Below are 4,767 nucleotides of genomic sequence, written 5' to 3'. Positions count from 1 at the left end.
GTCGCCGCCACCGACGGCCCGATGCCGCAGACCAAGGAGCACGTGCTCCTGGCCCGCCAGGTCGGCGTTCCGTACATCGTCGTCGCCCTGAACAAGGCCGACATGGTGGACGACGAGGAGATCCTGGAGCTCGTCGAGCTCGAGGTGCGTGAGCTCCTCTCCGAGTACGAGTTCCCGGGCGACGACCTGCCGGTCGTCAAGGTCTCGGCGCTCAAGGCGCTGGAGGGCGACAAGGAGTGGGGTGAGTCCGTCCTCGAGCTGATGAAGGCCGTCGACGAGTCCATCCCGCAGCCCGAGCGTGACGTCGACAAGCCGTTCCTGATGCCGATCGAGGACGTCTTCACGATCACCGGTCGTGGCACCGTCGTCACCGGTCGTATCGAGCGTGGTGTCCTCAAGGTCAACGAGACCGTCGACATCGTCGGTATCAAGACCGAGAAGGTCACCACCACGGTCACCGGCATCGAGATGTTCCGCAAGCTGCTCGACGAGGGCCAGGCGGGCGAGAACGTCGGTCTGCTCCTCCGTGGCATCAAGCGCGAGGACGTCGAGCGCGGCCAGGTCATCATCAAGCCGGGCTCGGTCACGCCGCACACCAACTTCGAGGCCCAGGCCTACATCCTGTCGAAGGACGAGGGTGGCCGTCACACCCCGTTCTTCAACAACTACCGCCCGCAGTTCTACTTCCGTACCACGGACGTGACCGGCGTCGTGACCCTCCCCGAGGGCACCGAGATGGTCATGCCGGGCGACAACACCACCATGTCCGTCGAGCTGATCCAGCCCGTCGCCATGGAGGAGGGCCTCAAGTTCGCCATCCGTGAGGGTGGCCGGACCGTCGGCGCCGGCCAGGTCATCTCCATCACGAAGTAATTCGTGGTCTGACCTGGTAGCTCGCTGAGCTGCAACGCAAGGGCCCCGCACCGAGAGGTGCGGGGCCCTTCGCGTTTTCCTGTGCGTCGTCCTGCGCTCCGGCCCGGGGGAGTACGTCAGCCCCGGGCGCCCTGCTCCGGGCGCCACGCCCACGGGTGGGCGTCCGCCCCGAGACCCACGGCGACCGCGCCCTGCGGGGTGAGGTGCAGCGCGGAGTCCCCGAGGGCGACGACGCCCTGCGTACGGGTGTGCAGCGCGCCGTCGCGGCGCAACTGGACCCGCCCGCGCAGGTCGCGCCCCACCAGGACCGTGCCGCGGGCGTCCGCGGCCGCGGTCACCGCGCCGTACCCGTCGAACGAGGCCGTACGGGGCCTGCCGCCGGTCGCCGGCACGGTCAGCAGCTTCGCGGCGGCCGGGGCACGGAAGTACACCTCCACGGCCGCGGCCGTGGCGACCGCCGCCACCGGGTCGCCGGCCCCCGGCAGCGGCGCGTCCTCGACGCCGTCTGCCCAGTGCCGTATCTCCTCGCGGCCCGCGGCGAACAGGTGGACGCGGCCCCGCGCGTCCACGAGCGCCCTCAGGCCGTCCTGCACCTCCGCGTCGCCGGGCAGGGCCCGCCAGCGGTCCCAGGTGCCGTCGGCCCGGCGGACCCGCGTCGAGACGCCCTTGTCGGCGTTGCGCACGAAGAGGTGGACGCGGCCGTCCGGCGCGGCCACCGCGACCGGGACGCCGATGCGCCGGCCGCGGTCGTCGCCGCGCTCCGGGTTGTCCAGGCCCTTCCAGGCGAGGAACTTCCCGCCGGGGGAGCGCTGCTCCAGGAGCACGATCTCGCGGTGGTTCGGGCCGCCGTGCCCGCCGAGCGCGGAGAACCGCAGCCCGAAGAGCAGCACCCGCCCGTCGGGAAGGGTCGCGGAGCCCAGGGCGGGCGCGAGCGGGCCGCCGCCCAGGTCCTCCGGCTCGCCCCACAGTCCGCTGCCCGGCGCGGTCTCGCGCCAGCGCACCGCGCGCAGCCCGAGCACGCCGTACGCGGCGAGCCGGCCGTCCGCCCCGGGGACCACGGCCGGGCCCGCGCCGGGGTGACGGTAGTGGGTGGCCCGTACCCAGCCCTTGACGTTCTTCAGCGGGCGGTCGCCGCCGACCCCGTAGTCGCCGCAGCCGGAGGGGTTGCCGCACTGCCAGGAGGCGTCGCCGCCGTACGGGACGAGGTGCCCGGCCTTCTCGCGGAGCACCGCCGACGGGAGGTTCTTGGGCCAGTGGCGGTTGTAGTAGCCGCGGAAGGCGGTGACGGCGAAGGCCGGCACGGTGCCGCCGCCCGCGGTGGCCTCGGCGACCCGGCGGACCATCGCGGCCCAGCTGAAGGAGGCCACGGCGGTGTGGTCCCCGTGGTCGGAGTAGCCGGGCTGCTCGCTGTCGAACTTCCGCTTCTTCTCGTCGCTGTGCTGGATGTCCGGGTCCGGGTCCAGGGTGTGGATCACGGTGGGGCGGTACGCCTCCATGAGCCCGGCGAGGACGTCGACGAGCTGGTCGTAGTCGTACGTGTCGGCCTTGCGCACGGGGGAGTCGGCGGCGAGCACGGTACGCAGCTCCAGCGCGCGGTCGCTCCACAGCGCGGGCAGCGCCATCCAGCGGCGGGGCGTGTGCATCGGCAGGTTGAGGAAGATCAGCTCGACCCGGCGCGCGCCGTTGTTCAGCGTGTTGATCTCGGCGCGTCGGCCGCCGCGCAGGGTGACGACGTCCTTGATCCAGGGCGTGAAGCGGGGGAGGCCCACCGCCTCCGCGTACGACTGGCGCAGGCCCTGGTGGCGGGCGGAGGAGTACGCGGGCCGGTCGGCGGGGGTGTTCGTGCGGCCCCGGCCCGGGACGTGGTTCTTGCCGTCGTGCTCGCCGGCGGAGACGTACACGGAGACCAGCGGGACGCCCGCGTCGAGCATCCGCTGGCCGTCCGGGTTCATGAAGTACAGGTCGTCGTCCGGGTGCGCGGCGATCTGCATCAGCTGCGCGCGCCGGGAGCCGCCGATGGCGAGGCCGGGCGCGGGGTCGGCGGCGGTGGCCTTGCGGCGCGGCGCGGGGACGGAGCAGCCGGCGACGCCGCCGAGGGCGGCCAGCGAGAGAGCGGCGGCGGAGGCGACGACGCTGCGGCGGCGGACGCGGGTGGGCGCGGGTACGAGGGGTGGTTCGGGTGCGCGGGCGGGGCCGGGTATGTGCGTGGGCTCGGGTATGCCTGCGTCCACTGTCCTGCTCCGTCCGCTTCCCCCGCAGCGGTCCGGCGCGTGGTGCCCCCGTACTGCGTCCTCATGACTTGTCGCATGCCGGCCGGGCCGGTCGGGGCCGCGTGCCGCGACTGACTAGACGGGCTCGGGCGGCGGAGGGTTGCCCGGGAGCGACGGATTCTCTTCCTGGCGCGCGTCCGCCTCGGCAGCGCGGAGCACCTCGCCGGTGCCCAGGCGGACGCGCGCCCGGACCCGCATCGGCTCGTCGCCGCGCCGGGAGAGCAGGACCAGCTCGGCGACCCGGGCCGTCATGGGGCCGAGGAGGGCCTCCGCCTCGCGGGCGAGGGGGTGCGGGTCGGGGCTGCGGCCGAGGGACAGATGCGGGGTGAAGCCGTGCGAGCGGGCTCCGCAGAGCGGGAAGCGGAGCTCCAGGGATCCCCGGAGCCGGGCCCAGGGCGCCTCGCCCGCGGCGGCCGGATCGAGCCAGACGGTGGCGTCCTCGCGGTGCCCGAACCAGTGGACGCCGGCGAGGCGGGCGGTGAACGGCGGGGTCTCGGCGACGGCCGCCGCGACCAGCGGCACGGCCCGGGCGAACTCCGTCTCGGGGACGAAGCCGAAGAGCACGTTGACATGCGGCGGCCAGCGGCGGATCTGCCGGTCGTGGGCGCGGCGGATGTGCTGGATCGGCGGCCACAGCTCCTGCGGCGGCAGCCAGGCGACGGCGGTGCGGTTGGTCGGCGGGACGGCGAGCAGCTCGGCGGGGTTCCGGGCCGGCTCGGGCCCGACCTGGCCGACGAGGGTCTCGTCGAGCCGGTCGACGCCGGAGGCCCGGTCCCAGACGACCTGGCCGTCCGCCTCGAAGAACACCACCCGGTGCCAGGGGATCTCCCCGCCCGGCACGAAGTCGTCGAGTGCGATCCGCTTCGGCGGCGCCCCGCGCTCCGCGATCCCCATCACGAACCGCTCGGGGTCGAAGCGGGGGTCCCACAGCACCCGGTGATAGATCTCGTCGCTGGTGTGCACCTTCACCCCCAGGACATGCCGGCGGGGCGCATCCAAGCGTGCGTGCGCCTCTGCGTGTACCCGTACGTGACGTGGGGTACAGTCTTCGCCCCCGATTGGCGGCGGCCAGGCCCGGTATGGCAGACTGTCGGGGTTGCTCGGTTGAGTGCCGATGCTGCGCGCCTCCCGCCGGGAGGACCGGAAGCGAGTCCCACAGTACTCGTCGCTTCTTCTCAGGAGCGGACGTACGGGAATCTTCCGGGAAGCGTATGCGGGGTGCAGACCAGGCACCCGGTGGGCCATCTGCGGACATTGCAGCCGCCTCCGGTCTCCACGGGTTTTGGGCCCGTACCCCCTTGGTTGGGAAATCCTTCGGGATTTTTTCGTAGAGGGAGTGCGACACGCCCGACCGCGTGGGTCGGAGGAGGAGTCGGTAGAACCCCCGGGTTCCAGAGCGTTACGAGACAAAGGACTACTAGTAGCCATGGCGGGACAGAAGATCCGCATCCGGCTCAAGGCCTACGACCACGAGGTCATCGATTCCTCGGCGAAGAAGATCGTCGAGACGGTGACGCGCACTGGTGCGTCGGTCGCGGGCCCGGTGCCGCTGCCCACTGAGAAGAACGTGTACTGCGTCATCAAGTCGCCGCACAAGTACAAGGACTCGCGCGAGCACTTCGAG

The 4,767-nt window shown here is 72.7% G+C and carries 4 protein-coding genes; 2 read left to right on the top strand and 2 right to left on the bottom strand.

Features of this window, described 5'->3' with window-relative positions; all coding sequences use genetic code 11:
* Nucleotides 1-873, top strand: an 873-nt coding sequence (locus VIU94_RS26665; protein WP_331914866.1) for an elongation factor Tu, incomplete at its 5' end; no start/stop codon positions are given.
* A gap of 116 nt (nt 874-989) precedes the next feature.
* Here the strand turns inward: VIU94_RS26665 and VIU94_RS26660 are convergent.
* Together VIU94_RS26660 and VIU94_RS26655 are read right to left on the bottom strand one after the other, a co-directional pair.
* Complete coding sequence (locus VIU94_RS26660) at nt 990-3,074, bottom strand: PIG-L family deacetylase (RefSeq protein WP_414721018.1); 2,085 nt, start codon at nt 3,072-3,074, stop codon at nt 990-992.
* 144 nt (nt 3,075-3,218) lie between these two features.
* Entirely contained in the window at nt 3,219-4,142 is a 924-nt protein-coding gene (locus VIU94_RS26655) for an RNA repair domain-containing protein (RefSeq protein WP_414721017.1), read from the bottom strand.
* A 427-nt stretch (nt 4,143-4,569) separates the two neighbouring features.
* Here VIU94_RS26655 and rpsJ point away from each other — a divergent pair.
* On the top strand, nt 4,570-4,767 hold a 198-nt coding region (rpsJ, locus tag VIU94_RS26650), incomplete at its 3' end, for a 30S ribosomal protein S10 (RefSeq protein ID WP_331914864.1).

The organism is Streptomyces sp. (genome assembly GCF_036566765.1).
GTDB lineage: Bacteria > Actinomycetota > Actinomycetes > Streptomycetales > Streptomycetaceae > Streptomyces.
Note: the sequence above shows the minus strand (reverse complement) of the source record. Positions and strands in the feature narration are given on the sequence as shown.